The following is a 24144-nucleotide window of genomic DNA, read 5'->3' on the forward strand; positions in this document are numbered from 1 at the left end:
TCGCATTCAACTTTTGCGTAACAACTCTGTGGCCTTCTCTGCCCACCGAAAGAGGGTCTCGCCGTGCAACACAATCTGATGACATCGCGGAAATTCGCGCCGCTGTTCTGGACACAGTTCCTGACCGCCTTCAACGACAATTTCCTCAAGAATACGCTGGTATTCCTCATTCTTTACAAGATGTCGGCGAGCGAAGGCGCTGCCCTGGTGACGCTTGCCGGCGTCATCCTCATCGTGCCCTTCCTGCTGCTCTCGGCGCTTGGCGGCGAAATCGCCGACAAGCACGACAAGGCCAAGGTGGCGGAACTCTTGAAACGCTGCGAGATCGGCATCGCCGCCCTTGCGGTGATCGGTCTCGCTTTCTCCTCGATTTTTGTGCTGATGGCGGCCCTCTTCGGCTTCGGCGTCGTCTCGGCGCTGTTCGGGCCGATCAAATACGGCATCCTGCCCGATCATCTCGAACGCCGCGACCTGCCGAAGGCCAATGCCTGGATCGAGGGCGGCACCTTCATCGCCATCCTCGGCGGCACGATCATCGCCGCGCTCGCCTTTTCCAGCGGCGACAATGTGCTGCTGTTCGGCTCGATGATGATGGGGCTGTCGCTGCTCTGCTGGCTTTCTGCCCGCATGATCCCGCCGACCGGCTCCAAGGCGCCGGATCTTGAGATCGACCGCAACGTCATCCGCTCCAGCTACACGCTGGTCATGGAAATCCGAGAGGATAAGCGGCTGTGGCGTTCGGCGCTGATGAATTGCTGGTTCTGGCTGGTCGGCGCCTTCATTCTCTCCATCCTGCCGACCATGGTGACCGAGCTGCTCGGCGGCTCCGAGCTCGTCGTGCCGGCCTATCTCACCGTCTTTGCCATCGCCGTCGCTGTCGGTTCCGGCATTGCCGCCTGGATGTCGGCGGGCCGCATCGTGCTGCTGCCGGCCCCGGTCGGCACCGCGCTGCTCGGCCTCTTCAGCCTCGATCTCGCCTGGAACCTCTGGGGCCTCACCTCGACCTCGCACGCGACGACCATCCTCGCTTTTTTCGCCGGGGAAAATACCATCCGCGTCGCCATCGATCTCGCCGGCATGGCGATCTCGGGCGCCTTCATCGCCGTGCCCACCTTCGCCGGCCTGCAGACATGGGCGCATGAGGATCGCCGCGCCCGCGTCATTGGCGCCGCCAATGTGCTTTCGGCGCTGTTCATCACCGTCGGCCTCGGCCTCGTCGCCGTCATCCAGGCGCTCGGCGCTAGCATTCCTCAGATCCTGATCGGCCTCGGCATCGTCAATTTCGCGGTCGCCTGGCTGATGCTGAAGACCCTGCCGACCAATGCCTTCCGCGATTTCATCTCCATCCTGTTCCGCGCCTTCATGCGCCTCGAAGTCGAGGGGCTGGAGAATATCAAGAAGGCCGGCCCGGCGCCGATCATCGCGCTCAACCATGTCAGCCTGCTCGATGGCGCGCTGGCGCTCGCGATCACCGAGGAGGAGCCCACCTTTGCCGTCGATTACAAGATCGCCCAGGCCTGGTGGGTGCGGCCCTTCCTGAAAATGTGCAAATTCCTGCCGCTCGACCCGACCAAGCCGATGGCGACGCGTTCGCTGATCAAGGTGGCGCAGGAGGGCAACCCGATCGGCATCTTCCCCGAAGGCCGCCTGACCGTGACCGGCACGCTGATGAAGGTCTATGACGGTGCCGCCATGGTCGCCGACAAAACCGGCTCGATGGTCGTGCCGGTCAAGATCGACGGGCTGGAGAAGACCTATTTCTCCTATCTCGACAACGGCAAGATCCGCCGCCGGCTGTTTCCCAAGGTCAAGGTCACCATTCTCGAGCCGGTGAAGCTGGAGGTGGAGCCGGAGCTGAAAGGCCGCAAGCGCCGCACGGCGGCGGGTGCCGCCCTCTACCAGGTGATGTCGAACCTGCTGTTCCGCACCGCCGATACCTCGTCCACCGTGTTCGACCGCGTCGTTCAGGCCGGCCGCGAATTCGGCATGGGCAAGCTCGCCGTCGAGGATCCGGTCAGCGGCCGGCTGACCTATGGCAAGCTCTTGACGGGTGCCGCCGTGCTCGGCGCCAAGTTCCGCGCCCGCTTCCCGGAACAGAACCTCGGCGTCATGCTGCCGAATGCCAATGGCGCCGCCGCCACCCTTCTCGCCGTCATGTCGGCGGGCAAGGTGCCGGCGATGCTGAACTTCACCGCCGGTGCGGCCAACATCCTCTCCGCCTGCAAGGCGGCGGAGGTCAAACATGTGCTGACCTCGCGCGCCTTCGTCGCCCAGGCCAAGCTCGGCTCCGTCGTCGAGGAGCTGGAAAAGCAGCTGACCATCGTCTGGCTCGATGATTTGAGAGCCGAGATCGGCCTCAAGGACAAGATCCTCGGCTATCTGAGCAAGGCGCGGCCGCTCACCAAGCGCCGGTCGGACGATCCGGCCGTCATCCTCTTTACCTCAGGCTCGGAAGGCACGCCGAAGGGCGTGGTGCTGACCCATCGCAACATCCTGTCGAACGCCGCCCAGGCCGCCGCCCGCATCGATTTCCACAGCGGCGACAAGGTGTTCAACATCCTGCCGGTCTTCCATTCCTTCGGGCTGACGGCCGGCACGGTGCTGCCGCTGATCTCGGGCGTGCCGGTCTATTTCTATCCCTCGCCGCTGCATTACCGCATCGTGCCGGAGCTGATCTATGCCTCCAACGCCACGATCATCTTCGGCACCGACACCTTCCTCAACGGCTATGCCAGGACGGCGCACCCTTACGATTTCCGCTCGATCCGCTACATCTTCTCCGGCGCCGAGCCGGTGAAGGCTTCGACCCGCCACACCTATATGGAAAAATTCGGCCTGCGCATCCTTGAGGGCTACGGCGTCACCGAGACGGCGCCCGTAATCGCCATCAACACGCCGATGTACAACCGCTCTGGCACGGTCGGCAAAATCCTGCCGGGCATGGAATGGAAGCTCGAGCCGGTGCCGGGCATCGACGAGGGTGGCCGCCTGCATGTGCGCGGCGCCAATGTCATGGCCGGGTATCTGCGCGCCGAAAAGCCCGGCGTGATCGAACCGCTCGCCGATGGCTGGCACGACACGGGCGACATCGTCAGCATCGACGAGGACGGCTTCGTCAAGATCCGCGGCCGCGCCAAGCGCTTCGCCAAGATCGGCGGCGAAATGATCTCGTTGGCGGCGATCGAAGCACTCGCCGCCGAGCTCTGGCCGACCGCGCTCTCGGTCGTCTCATCGCTGCCCGACGCCAAGAAGGGCGAGCGCCTGGTGCTCTTGACCGACGCGCCGACCGCCACCCGCGCCGAATTCCTCGCCTTCGCCAAATCGAAGGGCGCGATGGACATGATGGTCCCGGCCGAGGTCACCATCGGCAAGGTGCCGGTGCTCGGCTCCGGCAAGGTCGATTTCGTCGCGGCCCGCAAGCTGGCGGAGGGGGCGGTGCAGAAGGAGGAGGCGGCGTAGGCGTTGGGCGGGGAGGGCTGTTGTGCACGGCACCACCTCTCCTCCGTCATCCCAGGGCTTGACCCTGGGATCCATTGAACAGCAATGGCCCCCACCGCAGAGAAATTGAAGCCGCGTGCTTGGCTGTGGATCCCAGGGTCAAGCCCTGGGATGACGGAGAGTGGGGTTGGCGTTCTCGCCAAACGCTCCGTCGGCGCAGCCTATAATGCCCGCATCTGCCGTCGCTTCATCGCCGCTGCTGGCGATGCTCCTCGGCACGACCTCTCGCCCGCGCCGGAGCACTCATGCATCCCAGCACGACCTCTCGTCCGCTTTGGCGTCTGCGTCCGGCACCACCTCTCCTCCGTCATCCCAGGGCTTGACCCTGGGATCCATGCGGCTGGCACTGAACAGCAATGGCCCCCACCGCAGAGAAATTTGAAGCCGCGTGCTTGGCTGTGGATCCCAGGGTCAAGCCCTGGGATGACGGAGTGTGTGGTTGGCGTTCTCGCCACACGCACCGCCGGTGCAGCTTTGAGAGACGCCGCTTTTGTTGAAGCTCCATCGCGCCTGCGGAGCCGATTTGCCGCGCAACCACCTCTCCTCCGTCATCCCAGGGCTTGACCCTGGGATCCATAGTGCTGGCACGACGTGAATTGATGGAGGCCGTCTGCGGGAAATTATTCAAGCCTCGTGCGTGGCTTTGGATACCAGGGTCAACCCCTGGGATGACGGAGTGTGTGGTTGGCGTTCTCGCCACACGCACCGCCGGTGCAGCCTATAATGCCCGCATCTGCCGTCGCTTCATCGCCGCTGCTGGCGATGCTCCTCGGCACGACCTCTCGTCCGCGCCGGCTTGTGCGTCCGGCACCACCTCTCCTCCGTCATCCCAGGGCTTGACCCTGGGATCCATAGTGCTGGCACTACGTGAATTGATGGAGGCCGTCTGCGGGAAATTATTCAAGCCTCGTGCGTGGCTTTGGATACCAGGGTCAAGCCCTGGGATGACGGAGTGTGTGGTTGGCGTTCTTGCCGCGACGCACCGCCGGTGCAGCTTGAGAGCCCGCTTGTGGGATGTCGCTTTTGCCGAGGCTTGTGCGGCGGCGCTTTTGCCGAAGCTTCCTCACCGCTGCTGAGCCGATGTGTCCCGGCACCACCTCGCTTCCGCGAAGGCGGACCCATGCGTCCAGCACCCCTCTCGTCCGCGTCGGCGTGTGCGTCCGGGCACCACCTCCCCTCCGTCATCCCAGGGCTTGACCCTGGGATCCATGCGGCTGGCGCTGCGTGAACAGAGATGGCAGCCGAAGCTGGGAAATTATTGAAGCCGCGTGCCTGGCTGTGGATCCCAGGGTCAGGCCCTGGGATGACGGAGTGTGTGGTTGGCGCTCTCGCCAAATGCACCGCCGGTGCAGCTTGTGGGATGTCGCTTTTGTTGAAGCTCCATCGCGCCTGCGGAGCCGATTTGCCGCGCAATCACCTCTCCTCCGTCATCCCAGGGCTTGACCCTGGGATCCATGCCCAGCGCACCACAGAAGACGCAGACGGCATTACCACAGCGTAAGATAGAGATCGCCCCACTCGGGATTCATCGCCTCGACCAGGTCGATCTTCCATTGCCGGTTCCACCGTTTCAATGACTTCTCGCGCTGGATCGCGGTGCCGATGTCCCAATGCTCCTCGTACCAGACGAGGCGGGTGCAGCCATATTTCCAGGCAAAGCCCGGCGTCAGCCCCTCGCGATGTTCATAGATGCGGCGCTCCAGATCGGATGTCACGCCGATATAGAGGGTACCGTTTTTCTGATTGGTGATGATGTAAACATAGCCTGCCATGTGGGCAGAGTGCTTGCTCGTGGATCCCAGGGTCAAGCCCTGGGATGACGGAAGGTGGGGGTGGCGTTCTCTTCATATGCACCGCTGGCGCAGCTTGAGGGCCGGCGCAGCTTGTGGGATGTCGCTTTCGCCGAGGCTTGTGCGGCGCCGCTTTTGCCGAAGCACTCACCGCTGCTGAGCCGATGCGTCGCGGCGCCACCTTGCTTTCGCGCCGGCTTATGCGTCCCGCACCACCTCTGCTGCGCGCCGGCGGGCTTCTGCGTCCCGGCACCATCTCTCCTCCGTCATCCCAGGGCTTGACCCTGGGATCCATGCGGCTGGCGCGTGTGGAGTGATGGAGTGCAGGTGCAGGAAATTATCTAAGCCGCTCGCGTGGTTGTGGATCCCAGGGTCAAGCCCTGGGATGACGGAGTGTGGGGTGGCCTTTGTTGCCAGACGCACCGCCGGCACAGCTTGACGCCCTGGAATGACGCAGGGGGGTGGTGCCGGACGCAAAAGCCCGCAGCCGCAGCGGTTCAACTCGCCGCAGCCGCCGGCTTCCTCAGCCCGAGACCCAGAACGAGCGGCACGGCGAGCGCATAGACGGCGACGACCGAGAGCCAGATGGCGCCCGGCCATTCCCTTCGGACGAGGAAATAGAGGCTGGAAAAGCCAAGCGGCGCGGCGATCGAGGCGAGGCTGACGGCCGAGGCGAGCACGCCCTGGAACTGGCCTTGCCTGGATACGTCCACCTGCCGGGTCGCCAGCGACTGCAGCGCCGGCACGCCGATGCCGCCGAGGGTGAAGACCGGCATGATCGCGAAGATCATCCAGCTCCGGTCGGCAAAGGCCATGACGGTAAGCGCGATCGAGACGCCGGCGATGCCGGTCAGGATCGCGCCGCGTTCGCCGAGCAGCCGGACGGCCGGTCCCGGCAGCAAGGCCTGGGCCAGCGTCTGGCAGAGGCCGAAGGCGCCGAGCGACAGGCCGATCGCAAGCCCGTTCCAGTGGAAGGCGTCGCTGCCCCACAGCGCCCAGCAGGTGCCGTAGGCCTCGCCGGTGGCGCTGAACAGGAAGAAGAGGACGATGACGGGCAGCAGGCTCTTGACCTCCAGCACAGACCTCAGCGGCTTCAGCGGATTGAGCGCGGCAAGGTCGATCCTCTCGCGCCTGCCTGGCCGCGATTCCGGCAGGACGAAGAGGGCGAGCAGCAGGTTGGCGCCGTTGAGTGCGGCGGCTGCGATGAAGGGCAGCCGCAGCCAGTGATCGCCGAGCACGCCGCCGAGAACCGGGCCGATGATGAAGCCGAGGCCGAACATGGCGTTCAACAGGCCGAAGCGGCGGGCGCGTTTCTCCTCCGGCGAGATGTCGGTGATATAGGCCGTGGCAACGGAGACGTTGGCGCTCGTCAGCCCGGCGATCGCCCGGCCGATGAACAGCAGCGGCAGGTTGGGCGCGAGCGCGAGGAACAGGTAGTTGACGGCTGCACCGGCAAGCGAAATCAGCAGCACCGGCCGGCGGCCGAGCCGGTCGCTCAGCGCCCCGAGCACCGGCGCGAAGATGAACTGCATGACAGCGTAAAGCGCGGTCAGCGTGCCGATAGTGGGCGCGACGTTGTCGGCATGGGTGATCTCCTGCAAGAGCTGCGGCAGGATCGGAAAGATGAGGCCGATGCCAACGGCATCGAGGACGATGGCGGTGAAGATGACGATGAGGGATCTGGTCATGGCGCGTTCCACGGTCGACGCAAGCCGGGAGGCTCGCCAGCGCTTCCCTGATTTCGTTCAAATCACGGAATTGCGTCGCGACGCCGAGGGCTCACGATGAGGCCTGATCTCGTCAGGCACTGGTTTCAGGGAGTGCTGGCCGAACCATGGCTGATGCGCATGGAGGGCGTGTGCTCGACCGCCTGGACGACCCATTCGTCCACCTGTTTACTCCGCCACTGAGCGGATCAAGGGAGGCAGTCGCTTTTCGCGACGGCAAAGACATACGCCGGATGGTTGCGTGCGGCAAGTCTGTTTTTGTGCGGGGATGGTTGCGGCTGTGATGCTTTGTGGCGCCGCGCTCACGGTTCGCTTCTCGCCCTGACGAGGCTTTTGGTCCCCGGCACTACCTCTCCTCCTCCATCCCGGGCACCACCTCCCCTCCGTCATCCCGGGCACCACCTCTCCTCCGTCATCCCAGGGCTTGACCCTGGGATCCATGCGGCTGGCACTGCAGAAGAGCGATGATCTGAAGGGGAACAATTGAAGCCGCGCGCCTGGCTGTGGATCCCAGGGTCAAGCCCTGGGATGACGGAATGTGGGGTGGCGTTCTCGCCAAACGCGCCGATGACCGGCTCCCGGACGAATCCGGGCGGCGCCAGGCCTGCCGCAGCGGTTCAGCTCGCCGGCGCCCGCTCCGGCGTCGTCATCCGAGACCCGGAGCGAGCGGCACGGTGAGCGCATAGAACATCGCGTTGAACAGGCCGAAGCGGCGCGCGCGTTTCGCCTCCGGCGAGATGTCGGTGATCTTGGCGGTGGCTACCGAAACGTTGGCCCCCGATGACGCGTTTCGCCTGTCGTTCGGCGCAGATGAGGTTGTCTTGCCGGAACACTCACTTCACCATGAAGGCAACTTCAGCTCCGGAAACAGACAGGCAGGCAATGACAGATATCGCCAAGATGCAGGAACAGCGATTGATCGCCCTCCGACAGACCGCGTCGGGTGCGCCGAAGCTGCCGTCCAACCCCTTCTTCGGCGTCGGGCCGATCACCGACGCGACGACCGACGAAGTGGACAGCCGCCTGCGGCGCATCGCCTTCGACGCCTGGATCGAGAAGACCTATCGCAAGTTCGACGACAGGGGCAACGATATCGGCGGCTTCACCACGGCCGAGATTTCCCGCAGCATGCATCGCGGCTACCCGGCCGACAAGATCCTGACCGACATGATGCGGGCGATCCATCGTTATTTCGGCTTTCCGAAGCTCAACCGCATGGCGGTCGGGCTCGGCGGCGGCCATAGCGGCTTCACCGTCTGCATCCAGCACCTGATGAATGCCAACGACGCCGGCCAGCGCGTCTATGTCGATACGCCGCGGCCGGAGAGCGATCCGTCCAAGGCGGCCGGCTTCTTCCGCCAGTCCTGGGCGACGCAGCTGATCGAGATGCAGCGCTTCGCCGAAAAGGGCTGCGAGAGCCGCATTCATTTCGCCGCCTCCGAAGGCGTGATCCCGACGGCGGCTGAACTTGCCGACCTTGGCGTTTCGATCTTCGTCGGCGTCGGCCACGAGACGACGGGCGCCAACGCCTATACCAGCCGCGAGATCCGCGAACTCTTGAGTTGGCTCGACGGCGATCCGGCCAACCGCCATGCGGTGTTCGACGCCACCTCGATGCTCGGCGCCATGCCGTGGGAGCCTGAGCTGGTGAGCGCCGTCATGGCGAAATGCTGCCTGTTCATGCCGTTCCAGAAGGCGATCGGCGGCATTTCGGGCTATTTCGTCGCCTCCTTCACGCCGCATGCGCTGGCGCTGATCGAGAAGAACCTGCAGGATCCCGCCTGGGCGATCCCGCGGCAGCTGAAGATCGCCCCGCCGATCGATCCCCGGCAGCCGTTTTCGGCCAAGCGCTCCGTCGATGCCGGCCCGTTCTACGATGCCGCCGAGGACCGCATGCTCGGCGGCGTCATCAACACCTACAGCGCGCTCGCCTTTGCCGAGACCACCTTCGGCCTGCTGCAGTCGGAAGCCCGGGTCGGCTCCGTCGTCGAGCTCAACCGCCGCTCCGCCGCCAATCGCGCCGTCATCGACGAATGGGTCAAGTCGCATCCGCTGCTGTCACTTGCAGTCGCCGACGCCGAACGGCGTGGTGCCGCCGTGACGCTGCTGAAGGTCGATGACGCTGATATCACCGATGCCGCCATCCACGCCCGCATCATTGCCCGCTCCAAGCAGCTCCTCGGCTATGAGGGCATCACCCATCCGAACGGCGAATACGAGCCCGGCCTGGACGCCGCCCGCTATGTCAACGCCTTCCCGGGCACGCCGGGCGACTACCGCGCCTGGGTCGGCGGCATCCGCGAGCCGGACGATGTCGTGGCACTCCTGGAAAATCTGCAATATGCCTATCTCAGAGCCAAGATCGTCGTTCTCGAGGAGGAGCTGGAAAAGCACGGCGTGACCTTCGAGGCGCCGGTCAAAGCCGAAGGCGCTGTGCGCAAGGACGATCCGAACCGCATTTACACGGTGCTGATCGCCGACCTGGTGGGCCTGCGTTTCGGCGCCGACGGCGAGCCTGATTACAGCGAGGTCAAGGCCTATATCGAGGAGAAGGGTGGGGTCTTCCATCTCGGTCCGCTCAGTGATCGTGCCGGCCTCGAAAAGGGCCGCATCCACTTCTTCTACCAGCCGAACCTCAGCACCGAGGCGGAGATCCTGCCGCAGACCGACAAGGGCCAGTACGACGCGCTGATCGCCGCGGCGACCTTCATTCCCAAGGCCTCGGTCTTCCCGCTCGGCGGCGTGCGCATCGGTGCGGGCACCGGCAATATGGGCTCGGCCTCCTGGGGCGGCGGCAATGGCGAGGGCGGCACGGCACCGCTGATGAACACGCCCGGCATCAACAGCCGGGCGACCGCCCAGATGGTTTTCAAGGCGATCCTGAAGGTCGTTCCCGACCTGCCGGTCGACCGGCTGCACCGGATGGTCGCCGGCGGCGATTTCGATACCGGCCGTCAGCTGAAGGATTTCCCGACGGCAAAGCTCGAGGGCCGCAAGCTCGCCGTGCTCGGCTACGGCAATATCGGCCGTGAAGTCGCCAAGCTCGCCAAGGCCTTCGGCATGACGGTGGCGATCTACGCCCGCGAGCATCACAAGCGCTGGATCGAGGCGGAGGGCTTCGACTATGCCGCCAGCCCGGCCGAAGCGGCAAGCGGCGCCGATGTGCTCTCCGTCCATATCGGCCTCGGCCGCCTGGACGCCTCAACCGGCCTCTATTCCAATGCCGGCACGGTCGGTGCGAAGGTGCTCTCCGCCATGAAGGACGGCGCCGTGCTCATCAATTACGACCGCGGCGAAGTCGTCGACGCCGAGGCGCTCGACGCGGCCCTGGCATCCGGCAAAATCGCCCATGCGGCGATCGACGCCGACCTCTTCAGGGACGCCGCGACCGGTACGCTCAGCGGCCCGATGCTGCCCTACCTGCCGCTCGATGAGCGCCACAAGGGCAAGCTCGAGCTCCTGCCGCATGCGGCCGCCGACACCGACCATCCCTCGCGGGTGACCGGCGCCAAGCAAGCGGTCGACCAGATCTTCGACGTCATCCGCTTCAAATCCGTCGTCAATCTCAAGGGCGACCTGCCGGAGGGCTATGTGTCGGGCGGCAGCCGCACGCCCGCCGGCATCGGCAAGGTGACGAAGCAGGCGGTCGCCGAGGCCGGCGGCAAGGCCCAACTTCTGGAAGAGCTGCGCCAGACCTCGGAAAGGATCGCCGCCATCACAGGCGCGCTGTCCGCCGTCTCCGACCCGGGTCACCGCCAGCGGATCTTCGAGCGCTACACCGCCCTCCTGGTCGAAAATGCCGACCGGCAGCGGGCGTTTCTCGACCAGCTCGGCCTCTACGGGCCGGCGGAGGGGTGAGGACCCATCTAGGCGGATGAGGCGGCCGCACGGCACAACCTAACTTCATCATTGGCTCGGTGACTCCGTGCCCGAGCCCGTTCCACGAAACGATCCGCAACTGCCCCTCGTGCGGATGCTTTGAGGCTAAACTCGTAGCCCCAAACGAAAACAGGCGGCACGCTGGCCGCCTGTGTCCATGTGCCGGACGAAGCGTCCGTTATTTCTGTTCGGGCGCCAGGAACTCTGCGCAATAGGACGGGCCGTTGACGCCCGGAATGTCGGCGACGGTGCGGATGTCGCGGATCGTGTAGTCGGAATTGGTGGTGATTTCGGCCTGGCAGCGCAGATAGGCCGTGCGGGCGGCGGCGATCTGCTTGCCGCGCTTGCCGTCGGCGCCTTCGGCGTATTTCGCCGGAATGCGCACGGTCTTGTAACCGCCGCGCCAGGTATAGATGGTGCTCGCACCTTCCTCGCGGTCGCTGATCGGCGGTCCGTAGGCGGCAAAGAAGATGCCGGCCGATTTGCCGACCCAGCGGGCCTCGATCGGATTGCCGGCGGAAGGAATGGTCGTGCATCCGGCAAGCGCAATGGCAAGCCCGGCCGCGGTAATGGTGCGGAGTTTCATCGTGTCGTCCCTGATCTCAAGCGCAATGGCTGCGAAGCCGCCGTCGCGGCGGTTTCGCCTGTCCCGCCGAGCCCTTTAGCGCGGAACCCGGGAAAAGAAAATTGCCCCTTTTGCACTTCCGTTCGATTTGCTTGCGGTGTGTCTTTTTGCAAGCAGCGACCCTTCCGGCCCCTGTCATCGACCTGTCAAAAAATCCCTCGGTTTTTTGAAATTTGGCGCTTGTGCAACCAGATAGGCTGTTCTATAGAAGCGCCGCTGGTCACGGAGTGTAGCGCAGTCTGGTAGCGCACCACGTTCGGGACGTGGGGGTCGAGTGTTCGAATCACTCCACTCCGACCAGCCGAAAAGCCCGCGAAAGCGGGCTTTTTTCTTTATTGCTGATATGCCTTGCGATCCGCCACCACGACAGCCACCCCGGACTTGGCATTTGATTCTGCTCCGGGGCGGTAGAATTGCTATATTGATTTTACAGCCACGGCTTTTGTTGTCGGCGGCATGCGGATTGCGATCATGGGCGTATCGCCGCGGGTGGGCATGTCTCGTGACGGCTTCTTGCGCACTCTGGGGAAGAACCAGTGCTGTTCCTCGCCGGCGGTGGCCTCTTGATCGAGAGCGGCGTCGCTTTATTGAGACAACCACCGTCAGACGTACATTGCGATTGACACCCGGTAACGGGAGAGCCTGAACCTCGCAGGAGCCGCGCTCACGGTCATCACTATCCTCGTTCAGGCAGTATTTTTGTCGCGGCATCGACGGAGCGAATTCGGGCGTCCGCTCAAAGGTGGTAGGGCCGATCCCAGCTAACGTCACGAATTGCCCGAATGTCTGAAACGCCGCCGCGGCGATTGCCCCCGGCTGGGAGGAGGCGCTCATCGCCTTGATGGCAGGGTTCGCCCGTGACGACGAGAAGAACTTGCTGTGGCTCTCCAAATGATGGCCGGTCGACTGGTTTGAGGCTACCGTCGCGTTGGTCGCGATCTGAGGCTCTGGTTTGATGTCCTGGAGGCGATCACGCTTCCTGACGTAGGACGCCATAAGAAAAGGCATATCATGTCCGTCCGAGCGGGCGCGGCCTACATACTGGACCCGAACATAGGCCGTGCCATGGTGCTTCAGGTCCAGCAAATCTGCTGCCTTGCTGGAAAGGTCGATGATGCGGCCCCTATGGTAGGGACCGCGATCGTTAACACGCACGATGAGCGACGAACCATTTTCAAGATTGGTCACCCTCACGTAGCTGGGCAAGGGGAGGGTTGGATGCGCGGCGGAAAGGTGATGCCTGTCGTAAATTTCGCCGTTTGCAGTCAAGCGACCATGAAACGCTGAGCCGTACCAGGAAGCGACACCATTCCTGTCGTAACTCGGGTCCTCCTTCGGTGAGTAAAGGTTGCCTTTCATCACGTAAGGCTTGCCGACGATATAACGGCCACCACCCTTGCGAATATTCCTGCCGTGGGCGGGTCGCGGGCCCGCCGTCACACCGTAAACCGTCTCGGAAACATATCCTTTGCTGCGATAGGTGTTCGGCGTTTGTGTGGTCGTACAGGCACAGCACGCGCAGACCGACATGATCGCCAGCCATCGCAAGCCCTTTACAGCACTTACATCAATTGCCATCCGTTCATCGTTGACAACAGTCTTCCATGTATCCACGCCATGCGTCGATACAAACGCTCCTGCCGGCCGCGTACTCGAAAGTTTGCGACGCGTGGGGTCGAGAGCCAGACGGAGTAGCAGCCCAAGCGCACTTCGATGCGCTACTGCCTTCTGGGATTGCCGTCAATTCGCTCCATCCCTGACATAATTGTGAAAGCTGGCCTGAGGGCAATGGTTCCATGGGGACATGCGATTTTACGCGGTGCTTTGCCAGGGCCGGTTGCCACCTCAGGCACCGAGTGGTCGCCGAGCGGCATTGTCTATCGGATATCGACCACTATTCAATTGCCGGGAGCGAACACACGGCTGAAGTCAGCTGACGCCCCAGGCGGTTATTCGTGAACCCAACGATACAGGCCCGCAAGCCGCCACCTGCGGCTACATATCAGCATTGCATAATAAGAAGTATGCGTTTGCCCGAGATTGAGGTCATAAGGCGCGTAGCTGATGCACAGGAGAGTCGTTTTTTGGATTGGGTCCCTATAGTCTTCGCTACCTTCAAGGTTCTCGCGTTAGGCATAGCCATGTTCTTCGCCATCAAGTGGCATTACGATCAAGGCGAGAAGGGGGAGAGGCGAGCGGTACTGCGCACGGGCGTCACGATGGCCGCAATCTTCGTGCTAGCGCTCCTGGCCGTGGGGCTCATCGCCTTCGTCCTTAGCAGGATGCTCGGTTTGGACCTGAGCTTCCCGTGATGACATCATTGATGTCCCAGCCCCGCAGTGGCACGCGGAGGGCCGACGACACTTCGGTGTCATTGGTCACAGGGGAGGTCGCTCGCGGTAGCCGATGAGAATTTGATAAGGCGGCGTGCGCACTGCGACCGTCAGGGCCGTTTTCCCTGGTCGATCCACCTCCAGGAGCCGTCCGCATGATATTCCAGAACGGCATCATAACCGGCGCGCGGAGCGTCCGCTTCCGCGAAGTTGACGCATGCGATTTTTCGGTCCGCCAGAAGCCTGAGGATTTCGGCCAGGAGCTCATGACCGAAGATGGTGTCGGCTTTTTCCAGAACGACATAGGACGGGGCCGTGATGAGTACGCTGGCGATTACAATCAGCTGTTGCTCGCGCGGTGACAACATACTCGACCAGTCCTGATCCTCGTCGAGGTCAGTGGAGGTCAGGGGGCGCGCAAGGCCGAGCCTCTCGAGCAGGGCAAGGATCTGGTCATCCGATTCTTCCGTGGGGCGCTGCGTCGGCACCAGAATTTGGCGCAACGTTCCGGGAGCGAAATATGGGCGCTGGGCGATGAACCGCATGTGTTCGCGAGCCGGGCGGTGGATGCGTCCGTTTCCGGAGGCGCCAATTCCCGCAGTGGCCCGGAACAATGCGGTGCCCGCAGCTTCGCCCTCTCCCGCAACGATCAATCGCGTGTCGGTTGGGACAACCATCGACAGGTTCTTCAGCAAAGTCTCTTGTGTCGGCGACGCCAGGGTGAGCTGTTCGTAGGCGAGCTTGCCTTCGGTTTCGACGACTTCCACGTCTGTTGTCGACGCTTTACCAGCCTCCTCGACGGCCTCCAGCAGGGAGCTGATGCGCGCGACGACCGTCGCAAAGTTCGAGATCGAATTGAACTGTCTGACAATGAACGAGAATGCGCCGACCAGCATCGTAAACGCTGCGGCCGACTGGGTGATCACACCGAATTCCATGTCGCCACGGAAGAAGGCTGGCGCAATGATGACGACCGGTATGATCTGTATCATCCAGTTGTAGCCGGTGGTGAAGTAGCCGACGTTGCGATTGACCACGATGATGCGTCTGAAGTTCGCCGCAAGTGCATCGAACTGTCTCAACAGCAGGTTTGCGTGGCGTTGCTCTTCTCCCGCGATCACAATCGATTCTGCGTTCTCCCGCACGCGGATGAGACTGGACCGGAAGGCTGCTTCGCCGTCGAGCTGATCATGGTTGAGGTTGATCAAGGGGCGGCCCAACACGATTGTCATGTACGATCCGAAGGCCGCGTAAACGACAGCGGCAATAAAGAGCAGCGGACTGATCAGCCACAGCACGCTGGAAAAGGTCAGGATTGTCAGCGCACTGTTGAGGAGCATCAGCACGAAGGAAAGCGTGGTGATCGTGAAGGCCTTGATGTCCTCGGCAATTCGCTGGTCGGGGTGCGAGAGCTTGCCTCGCACCCCGACCCGGTAGAAGGTGCCGTTGGTCATATAGATGCCGATCGCGCGACGCGTGAGGAACTCTCGCCAGAGCAATGCCAGTCTCTCTTCGGCGAGCCGGGCGATAACCGAAACGATCGTCGAAGCGGCAAATGCGCCAGTATAGAGGATCGCCTGACGGATGAATTCGGCAGTTTGCTTTTCGGCGATTGCCGTCATGAAGTATCGGCCGACGTAGCTGTTGACGACATTCAGGGCGCTGATGCCGCCAAAAAGAGCGACCAGGGCGAAGAGAAGGAGCCTGGCTTGTCTGCCTACATCCGACGTCATGAAAATCCTGACCGCGCGGACGAATCTGGTGGCCGTCAACTTGAGCGGAATACGCTGCTGGCTCATGCTCGCCTCCGCAATTTAGTGCCTGGAGAAGTATAACCTGAAGAGCAGTCAACGAAGAACAGGCCCGGGCTTCGTAAAAACACGTAGTGGGCATTCCTAATGTTCTACGTTCTCCGCCGGGTGTAGCTTGTTCGCAGGGGCGGATCGGGAAAGCGCCAATCAGCCAGCCAGCCTAAGTTTCCGGCGCATTGACGCGGCCAAGATCGATCGTCTCGGGAATTATGTGCCTGGGAATGTGTGGAGAGGTCGCCGCTTGTCTTTCAAGCTGGCAACTTATTTGGTGCGATATGCCTTCGAGGAGCCTGTCGGGGAGGCAGGGCTTCATCTGTGACCGCTGCGGGCATGCAGAGGCGAAGACAAATCGCGAGGAGGCTGACGATGGCGAATGACGCTCTTTCAATGGATGACAATCAGACGACGACCGGACCACTCGGAGCCGAGGAACTCCGCTTGATGGACGCCTACTGGCGGGCCTCGAACTATCTCTCTGTCGGACAGATTTATCTTCTCGACAATCCGCTGCTCAAGGAGCCGCTTAAACGCGAGCACATCAAGCCGCGGCTGCTCGGACACTGGGGAACCTCGCCCGGCCTGAACATGCTCTATGTGCACTGGAATCGGGTGATCAAGCGCGATGACCTGAACATGATCTATATCATCGGCCCCGGCCACGGCGGACCCTCGCTCGTCGCGCATGCCTATCTTGAGGGTACTTACAGCGAGTTCTATCCAAATATCGGCCAGGACGCCGAAGGGATGCAGCGACTGTTCAAACAGTTCAGTTTTCCCGGAGGCATTCCGAGCCACGTCGCTCCCGAAACGCCCGGAAGCATCCATGAGGGTGGAGAACTGGGCTATGCCCTGAGCCATGCCTATGGTGCTGCCTTCGACAACCCGGATCTGATCGTCGCTTGCGTCGTAGGCGATGGGGAGGCGGAAACCGGCCCGCTGGCGACGGGATGGCAGGGCAACAAATTTCTCAATCCCGCCCGCGACGGCTGTGTGCTGCCGATCCTGCACCTCAATGGCTACAAGATCGCCAATCCCTGCTTCCTCGCCCGCATTCCCGAGGAAGAACTGAGGAAGTTCTTCGAAGGCATGGGATACGCGCCCCTCTTCGTGGGAGGGCATGAGCCCGACAAGGTGCAGCAGCAACTGGCAGCAGCGATGGATACCGCCGTCGCGGAGATCAAGAGAATCTGGTCAGAGGCCCGCGAGAAGGGCAACCTCAAGCGGCCAGCCTGGCCGATGATCATCTTCCGCACACCCAAGGGCTGGACTTGCCCGAGCGAAATCGACGGCAAGAAATGCGAGGACTACTGGCGGTCGCACCAGGTCCCGATGGGCGAGATGGGCAAGCAGGAACACATCGAGATCCTTCAGCAGTGGATGAAGACGTACAAGCCTGAAGAGCTTTTCGACGACGACGGCAAGCTGCGCGCCGAAATTGCCGCTCTCGCCCCGGCTGGGAAACGCCGGATGAGCGACAACCCACATGCAAACGGCGGCCTGCTGCTGCGTGACCTGAAGATGCCGGATTTCCGCGACTACGCCGTGTCGGTGGCGAGCGCCGGGGCGACAACGGCCGAATCTGCCAGGGTCATGGGCAGGTTCCTGCGCGACGTCATGAAGCTGAACCTGAACAGCAAGAATTTCCGGCTGTTCAGCCCCGACGAAAACAATTCCAACCGCTGGCAGGACGTGCTCGAAGTCACCGATCGCTGCTACATGGCTGAGATCTATCCCGAGGACGATCACCTCTCGCCCGACGGCCGGGTGATGGAGGTGTTGAGCGAGCATCAGTGCCAAGGCTGGCTGGAAGGCTACCTGCTGACGGGCCGCCACGGCTTCTTCTCCTGCTACGAGGCGTTCATTCACATCATCGACTCGATGTTCAACCAGCACGCCAAATGGTTGAAGATCTGCAACGACATTCCATGGCGGCGGCCGATCGGGTCGCTCAACTACTTTCTGAGTTCGCACGTCTGGCGCCAGGACCACAACGGCTTCAGCCACCAGGATCCGGGGTTCATCGACCATGTGGTCAACAAGAAGGCGGAGGTGATCCGCGTCTACCTGCCGGCGGACGCGAACACGCTGCTTTCCGTCACCGACCATTGCCTGCGCAGCCGCAACTACGTGAATGTCGTCGTTGCCGGCAAGCAGCCAGCGCCGCAATGGCTGACGATGGATGAGGCGATCAAGCATTGTGCCGAAGGCCTGGGCATCTGGGAATGGGCCAGCAGCGACAAGGGCAGCGAGCCGGACGTCGTGATGGCGTGCTGCGGCGACGTGCCGACGCTTGAAACGCTGGCTGCGGTGCAGTTGATCCGGGAGCACCTGCCCGAACTGAAGGTGCGCGTCATCAACGTCGTCAACCTCATGAAGCTGCAGCCGTTGAGCGAGCACCCGCACGGACTTTCCGATCGGGATTTCGATGCGCTCTTCACCAAGGACAAGCCGATCATTTTCGCGTTCCATGGATATCCCTGGCTGATCCACCGGCTGACCTACAGACGCACCAACCATCGCAATCTGCACGTGCGCGGATACAAGGAGGAGGGAACGACAACAACACCCTTCGACATGGTCGTTCTGAACGAACTCGATCGCTTCCACCTTGTCGAGGATGTTATCGATCGACTGCCGCAACTCGGCGCTCGCGCCGCCTACTTCAAGCAAGCAATCCGCGAGAAGCTGATCGAGCATCGTCAGTATATCGAGAAGCATGGCGATGACATGCCTGAGATCAGCGGTTGGCGGTGGGGCGTCAAGAGCACGGTCCGCGCGAGGGGGGCTACCTCCACTGAAGGTGACAACGCATAGATGCCATGGGCCGGTGCCCGCTGCGATTGAGGGTTTTGTCCAATGGCCCGATTGACTGGCGATATTGAAGACGTCGGTGAGGCGCATCCGGCGGGCGCGCCTCCCGAGATTACCTTGCTTTCGAACGGCCGGTACAGCGTCCTGCTTACCGAATCCGGTTCCGGCTACGGATCCTGGCTCGGTCTCGACGTGACGCGCTGGCGGGAGGACAGTACGCGAGATTGCTGGGGCCAGTTCTGCTACGTCAGCGACCTTGAAGACGGAAAGGTCTGGTCCATCGCCCGGCAGCCGGTCTGCCGGGCCGACGCCGACTACCGGCACAGCTTTCCAGGTGATCGCGCCGAGTTTCGCTGTTCGGCAGGGGACATTGAGATCTCGTGGGAAGTTTGCGTCGCAACCGATTGTGATGCCGAGGTGCGTTTGCTTCGTCTGTTCAACAGGGGGACGAAGGCAAGGGAACTCGAGCTGACGAGCTATTCCGAGATCTGCCTGAATGGCCGACGGGCCGACAGCGCACATCCGGCATTTGCAAAGCTCTTCGTTGAGACCTGGTTTGTCGCTGAAACCACCGCACTGTTTGCAAGGCGTCGGCCACGCAGCGGCTCAGAGAAGCCGATCTGGGCGGTGCACGTTTCGGCATCAAGCGACGACGCCCATCCAGCAGTCGAGTACGACACCGACCGCTACAGGTTTCTCGGCCGCGGAAGGACACCGTCAAATCCCGGCGCGCTCGAGCGCGGAAGAAAATTGCCAGGCACGACCGGTCCGGTACTCGACCCCATCTTCAGTTTGCGCCGAACCGTCCGCCTGGAGCCCTCCGGAATGGAGAAAATCGCATTCGTGACGGGCGCGGCTGATAGCGAAGCAGGTGCGGCTGCCATTGCAGAGCGTTTTGCCAATATCGATGCGGTCGTCCAGACCGTGTCGGATGCGAAGGAAAGGCATGCCGCTGCACTTGCTTTCCCAAAGCTCTCGCCGGCCAGGGAGGTGGTCTACAATCGCCTTGCAGGAAGCCTGGCATTTTCGAATCCCGGCCTTCGATATGGTGGCGCTCCCGTCAAAGAACGGCTGACCACGGAGGGACTGTGGTCGCTAGGCATATCCGGAGATCTGCCCATTCTGCTGCTGCGCATGGACCAGGCGGACCAGAAATCTCTCGTCGAGGAAATTATCGAGGCTCACGCGTTCATCACCAGGTGCGGACTTCCCTTCGACCTTGCTCTCCTCGAGGAAAGCGGCGCTGGCGAAGCGGTGGACAGAAGCCAATTGGAGGAGACGCTCGGCAAGGCCGGAGGCATTCACCTCCTGTCGGCGGCCGCTATTTCAGGCGCGTCAGCGGATGCCCTCGTTGCTGCCGCACGCGTCGTTCTTTGTTGCAGCAAGGGATCACTTGCCGGTCAGGTTGAGACGCCGGCGACCACCATGCCTTCAGCCCGGAAACCGACGGAGACGGCTCGAGGCGCGGGCGAGAAACTTCGCGGGGCCGCACGAGGTGATCTGCTTTTCTGGAATGGTTGCGGGGGCTTTACCCCTGACGGGCGCGAGTATGTGATCGCGGCTGACGGAGAGGCCATGACGCCCATGCCCTGGTGCAACGTCATAGCCAACAACGAGTTTGGCTGCCTGACGAGCGAAAGCGGCCTTGGCTATAGCTGGGCGGGCAACAGCCAGTTGAACAGGCTCACGCCGTGGGCGAATGATCCGGTTTCGGACCCTCCAAGCGAAGTCGTCTACATCAGCGATGAGCAGACCGGGGAGTTCTGGACGCCGACACTTCTGCCTCTTGGGCAATCGTCGTCGGGGACCGTCAGTCATGGGCAGGGTTACAGCCGTTACGAGAGCACTCACGGAGCTCTGCGGCAGGAAATGACGGTCCACGTCCCGGACGCCGACCCCGTCAAGATCGTTCACCTGGCTATCCGCAACGATGGAACAGACGCGCGCAGGCTTACTGCCACCTATTTCGTCGAATGGGTTCTCGGTACGTTGCGCGAGAACGCACCCGGACGGATCGAATGCGAGATTGACGGCGAGAGCGGCGCCATCGTTGCGCGGAACCTCTGGGAAAGTGATTTCTCCGGCAAGCTGGCTTTCATTGCCTCAAGCGCGCCACGGCGATCCTTCACCTGCGACCGGCGGGAGTTTCTCGGCATCAATGGTTCCGTTTCCCGACCGGCCGGGCTGGCGGGCTCCGGTCTCGGCGGGAGCGTCGGCTCCCTGCTCGATCCCTGCGCCGCACTGATGGTCGAGATTTCAGTTCCCCCCGGCCAAAGAGCCGAACTGGTGTTCGTCCTTGGGCAGGCTGGCAGTCGCGATGAGGTCCGCAGGCTCGTGCGCGACTATGCCGAGCCGGCGAGCGCCCGAAGCTCCCTGGCGATCGTCTCCCGCCAATGGGACAGACTGCTGAGTTCAGTCACGGTGCAAACGCCCGATGCCGCCTTTGACCTCATGATGAACCGTTGGCTCATCTATCAGGTGTTGTCTTGCCGCGTCTGGGCCCGGACGGGTTTCTACCAGTCCGGAGGCGCATACGGATTTCGCGACCAGCTCCAGGATGTTGATGCCCTGGTGCATTGCGCACCCGACGAAACACGCGCCCACATCCTTCGAGCTGCTGCGCGCCAGTTCACGGAGGGAGATGTCCAGCACTGGTGGCATCCGCCGTCAGGCGTCGGAGTGCGGACCCGCATGACCGATGACCTCTATTTCCTGCCTTATGTCGTCCAGCACTACGTATCAACGACCGGGGACGACGCGCTCCTTGACGAGCGTGTTCCTTTCGTGGCGTCGCCGCCCTTGAGTGACGACCAGGAGGAAAGCTTCGGCGTGCCTCAGGTCGCCGAAGAAAGTGGGACGCTCTATGACCACTGCTGCCGCGCATTGGATTGCGGACTTCGTCTCGGAGCGCATGGACTTCCGCTCATGGGGACGGGCGATTGGAACGATGGCATGAACAAGGTCGGCGCGCAGGGCAAAGGCGAGAGCGTGTGGAACGGCTGGTTCTTCCTCACCGTGCTCAAGTCGTTTGCCACCATCGCATCCGCTAGGGGCGACGAGGAGCGGGTGGCATGGTGCCTCGAGCGCGCCGAAGCCTTGCGCGCGTCATTGGAGGCTGAGGCTTGGGACGGTTCCTGGTATCGCCGGGCCTACTTCGACGATGGCACCCCCCTTGGCTCCCACCTGAACGACGAATGCCAGATCGACGCCATCCCCCAAGCCTGGGCGGTCATCTCCGGTGTCGCCGACGCTGGACGCGCTTCCACTGCCATGCAGGCAGTTTGGGAGCGGCTGGTTCGGCCAGAAGACAAGCTGATTCAGCTCTTCCATCCCCCCTTCGACAAGGGGACGCTGCAGCCCGGCTACATAAAGGGGTACGTTCCGGGAATTCGGGAGAATGGTGGCCAGTATACCCATGCGGCGGCCTGGGTTGCATTGGCGACCGCGATGCTGGGAGAGGCAGATCGGGCTTTTGAGCTCTGGAGCATGCTCAACCCCATCAATCATTCCCTTTCCGCCGAAGACGCTGCGCGATACATGGTCGAACCCTACGTTGTCAGCGCTGATGTCTATGGCGCGTTCCCGCATACCGGCCGCGGAGGCTGGACCTGGTATACCGGATCGGCCAGCTGGCTTTATCGCGTTGGTCTGGAAGCCATTCTCGGTATTCGCAGACAGGGAGAACACCTCTCCGTCCAGCCTTGCATTCCCTCGCATTGGCCCGGCTATGAAGGTGACTTGCGGTTTGGATCGGCGACCTATTCCATCAAGGTGCGAAGGGATCCCGCATCTGGTCAGGGGCATCGCTGGCTGACCGCCGACGGCGAGGAAATCACCGCGCAGAGCCTCCCACTTGTGGACGACGGGAAGAACCATCAGATCCAGTTGGTGATGGGCTAGCTATGTCAGAACTGCTGTCGACCGATCCCGAACTGAACCGGATGCCAACCGATGAAGATCTCGGTCGCCTTCAGTTCACCACCTTGCTCTACTATCTCCAATGTACGAACCCGGACAACGGATTGGTGCGCGACAAGACCCAAGCGGGTGCTCCGGCGAGCATCGCCGCGATCGGCATGGCGCTTGCGACCATTCCGGTCGTGGTGGAGCGCGGCGTCGTCATCAGGGAGTTTGCCGCCAAGATCGCCCGACGGCGGCTGGAATTCCTGCTGCGTTGCCATCAGGGACCGGAACCGGACGCCTCCGGGTACAAGGGCTTCTTCTACCATTTCCTCGACATCGAGACCGGGCGGCGGGTCTGGCAGTGTGAATTGTCGACCATCGACTCGGCTTTTCTGTTTGCCGGCGCTCTGACCGTTGCCGCCTACTTTGATGGCGACACGGACGACGAGGTGAAGGTCAGGCGGCTCGCGGCGGCGCTCTACGAGCGGGTGGACTGGAACTGGGCCTGCGACCACGGCGCGACGCTGACCCATGGCTGGCGACCGGAAAGCGGCTTCATTCCCTATCGCTGGCGCGGTTATGACGAAGGATTGCTCCTCTATATTCTCGGCCTAGGCTCACCCACACATCCTTTGCCGCCGGAATCCTATGCCGCCTACACCGAGAGCTATGATTGGCGGAATATCTACGGTCGCGAAATGCTTTATTCGGGACCGCTGTTTACCCACCAGCTTTCGCATATGTGGATCGACTTCCGCGGCATCCGTGACGAGTTCATGCGCGAACATGACAGTGACTACTTTAAGAACAGCCGGCATGCGACTTTTGTCCAGCAGGAATACGCAATCCGCAACCCGTTGAACTTTCGAGGCTATGGCACCCACTGCTGGGGCTTCACGGCGAGCGACGGACCCGGTTGGATCAAACGAAACGTGGACGGTGTCGAGAGGGAATTCTTCGACTACATCGCCCGCGGTGCGCCCTTTGGGCCGGACGATGGAACCGTATGCCCCTGGGTCGTCATTGCATCATTGCCATTTGCGCCGGAGATCGTCATCCCGACCGTCCGAAACTTCGCACGCATGAATCTCGGCATGACGCGGCTCTACGGTTTCAAACCGTCCTTCAACCAGACCTATACTTTGGAGAACGGCGAGGGCGGATCGTGGGTCAGCCCCTACCATTTCGGGATCGACCAGGGGCCTGTGGTTCTGATGATCGAAAACTACCGGACCGGCTTGTTATGGAACATCATGCGTCGATGCGAGCCTGTGGTGGTGGGGCTGAGACGGGCCGGGTTCACAGGCGGCTGGTTATACTGATCCAATTGGCCCTCGGCGGGACCACTGCCCGGCTGCGAAAGGCCGGAGTTGCATGCCAAGAACAACAACTTCCAGCTGCTTCTGAAGCTGCGGCCGAGATAAAGAAGAGCCCCGCAAAACGCGGGGATCAAGAGAAGGGGGTGTTTCCTAGGTATTGGTGTCTAGGTTGTTGTGAAATTATTCTACACAAATCAATATTTATTGCAATTAGTAATACTGACGTGAGTGCTATTATAACGGCTATAAATAAAAGGAATAGTCGTATGATTGTAGTTTATTCTGCAGAGAAGTAAATAATCTACAACTTAGGCTGATAACTTCGTGGTGTTCGGTGAGCCGCCCGATGGTCGTTTGCTAAACCCCGAGCATGGCGTCCCTGTACGTCAGCCGGCAATCGAAAACCGGTCGCCAAGTATTCTGGCTCTCGCAGGTCTGGCTGCAGGTA

At 62.1% G+C, this 24144-nt stretch carries 10 protein-coding genes, 1 tRNA gene and 1 pseudogene; 7 read left to right on the forward strand and 5 right to left on the reverse strand.

The window, feature by feature from the left end:
* Positions 1 to 63: 63 nt before the first annotated feature.
* On the forward strand, positions 64 to 3459 hold the full coding sequence (locus J0663_RS13790) for an acyl-[ACP]--phospholipid O-acyltransferase (protein WP_207240890.1): 3396 nt from the start codon (positions 64 to 66) through the stop codon (positions 3457 to 3459).
* A 1526-nt stretch (positions 3460 to 4985) separates the two neighbouring features.
* Here the strand turns inward: J0663_RS13790 and J0663_RS13795 are convergent.
* Positions 4986 to 5270, reverse strand: a complete 285-nt coding sequence (locus J0663_RS13795; protein WP_207240892.1) for a GIY-YIG nuclease family protein — start codon at positions 5268 to 5270, stop codon at positions 4986 to 4988.
* A 515-nt stretch (positions 5271 to 5785) separates the two neighbouring features.
* Positions 5786 to 6976 carry a TCR/Tet family MFS transporter gene (locus J0663_RS13800; protein ID WP_207240893.1) on the reverse strand — a complete coding sequence of 397 codons (1191 nt, stop codon included), beginning with the start codon at positions 6974 to 6976 and terminating at the stop codon, positions 5786 to 5788.
* A 921-nt stretch (positions 6977 to 7897) separates the two neighbouring features.
* Between J0663_RS13800 and J0663_RS13805 the strand changes: the two genes are divergently transcribed.
* Positions 7898 to 10873, forward strand: coding sequence for an NAD(P)-dependent oxidoreductase (locus J0663_RS13805; RefSeq protein WP_207240895.1), 2976 nt, complete (start codon positions 7898 to 7900; stop codon positions 10871 to 10873).
* A 199-nt stretch (positions 10874 to 11072) separates the two neighbouring features.
* Here the strand turns inward: J0663_RS13805 and J0663_RS13810 are convergent, their stop codons facing one another.
* Positions 11073 to 11480 (reverse strand): hypothetical protein, encoded by a 408-nt coding sequence (locus J0663_RS13810; protein ID WP_010055906.1) that lies wholly within the window; start codon positions 11478 to 11480, stop codon positions 11073 to 11075.
* 262 nt (positions 11481 to 11742) lie between these two features.
* Between J0663_RS13810 and J0663_RS13815 the strand changes: the two genes are divergently transcribed.
* Positions 11743 to 11819 (forward strand) — tRNA-Pro (locus tag J0663_RS13815).
* A 414-nt stretch (positions 11820 to 12233) separates the two neighbouring features.
* On the opposite strand, the pseudogene J0663_RS31250 reads toward J0663_RS13815, so the two are convergent.
* A pseudogene (locus J0663_RS31250) lies at positions 12234 to 13097 on the reverse strand (septal ring lytic transglycosylase RlpA family protein); the annotation flags it as partial.
* A 506-nt stretch (positions 13098 to 13603) separates the two neighbouring features.
* On the opposite strand from J0663_RS31250, the gene J0663_RS13825 reads away from it, so the two are divergent.
* On the forward strand, positions 13604 to 13831 hold the full coding sequence (locus J0663_RS13825; RefSeq protein ID WP_207240897.1) for a hypothetical protein: 228 nt from the start codon (positions 13604 to 13606) through the stop codon (positions 13829 to 13831).
* 131 nt (positions 13832 to 13962) lie between these two features.
* Here J0663_RS13825 and J0663_RS13830 read toward each other — a convergent pair whose 3' ends face one another.
* Positions 13963 to 15651 carry an ABC transporter ATP-binding protein/permease gene (locus J0663_RS13830; RefSeq protein ID WP_207240898.1) on the reverse strand — a complete coding sequence of 563 codons (1689 nt, stop codon included), beginning with the start codon at positions 15649 to 15651 and terminating at the stop codon, positions 13963 to 13965.
* A gap of 378 nt (positions 15652 to 16029) precedes the next feature.
* Here J0663_RS13830 and J0663_RS13835 point away from each other — a divergent pair, with 378 nt between their 5' ends.
* Genes J0663_RS13835 through J0663_RS13845 form a run of 3 tightly spaced genes read left to right on the forward strand, consistent with a single transcriptional unit; the run spans position 16030 to position 23699 of the window.
* Positions 16030 to 18477: a phosphoketolase family protein gene (locus J0663_RS13835; RefSeq protein WP_207240900.1), complete on the forward strand. Its 2448-nt coding sequence runs from the start codon at positions 16030 to 16032 to the stop codon at positions 18475 to 18477.
* A 42-nt stretch (positions 18478 to 18519) separates the two neighbouring features.
* Positions 18520 to 22374 carry a GH36-type glycosyl hydrolase domain-containing protein gene (locus tag J0663_RS13840; protein ID WP_207240904.1) on the forward strand — a complete coding sequence of 1285 codons (3855 nt, stop codon included), beginning with the start codon at positions 18520 to 18522 and terminating at the stop codon, positions 22372 to 22374.
* Positions 22375 to 22376: 2 nt separating this feature from the next.
* Positions 22377 to 23699: a glucoamylase family protein gene (locus J0663_RS13845; RefSeq protein WP_207240905.1), complete on the forward strand. Its 1323-nt coding sequence runs from the start codon at positions 22377 to 22379 to the stop codon at positions 23697 to 23699.
* Positions 23700 to 24144: the final 445 nt, after the last annotated feature.

Origin of the sequence: Rhizobium lentis (assembly GCF_017352135.1) — a bacterium.
In the GTDB taxonomy this organism is placed as follows: Bacteria; Pseudomonadota; Alphaproteobacteria; order Rhizobiales; family Rhizobiaceae; genus Rhizobium; species Rhizobium lentis.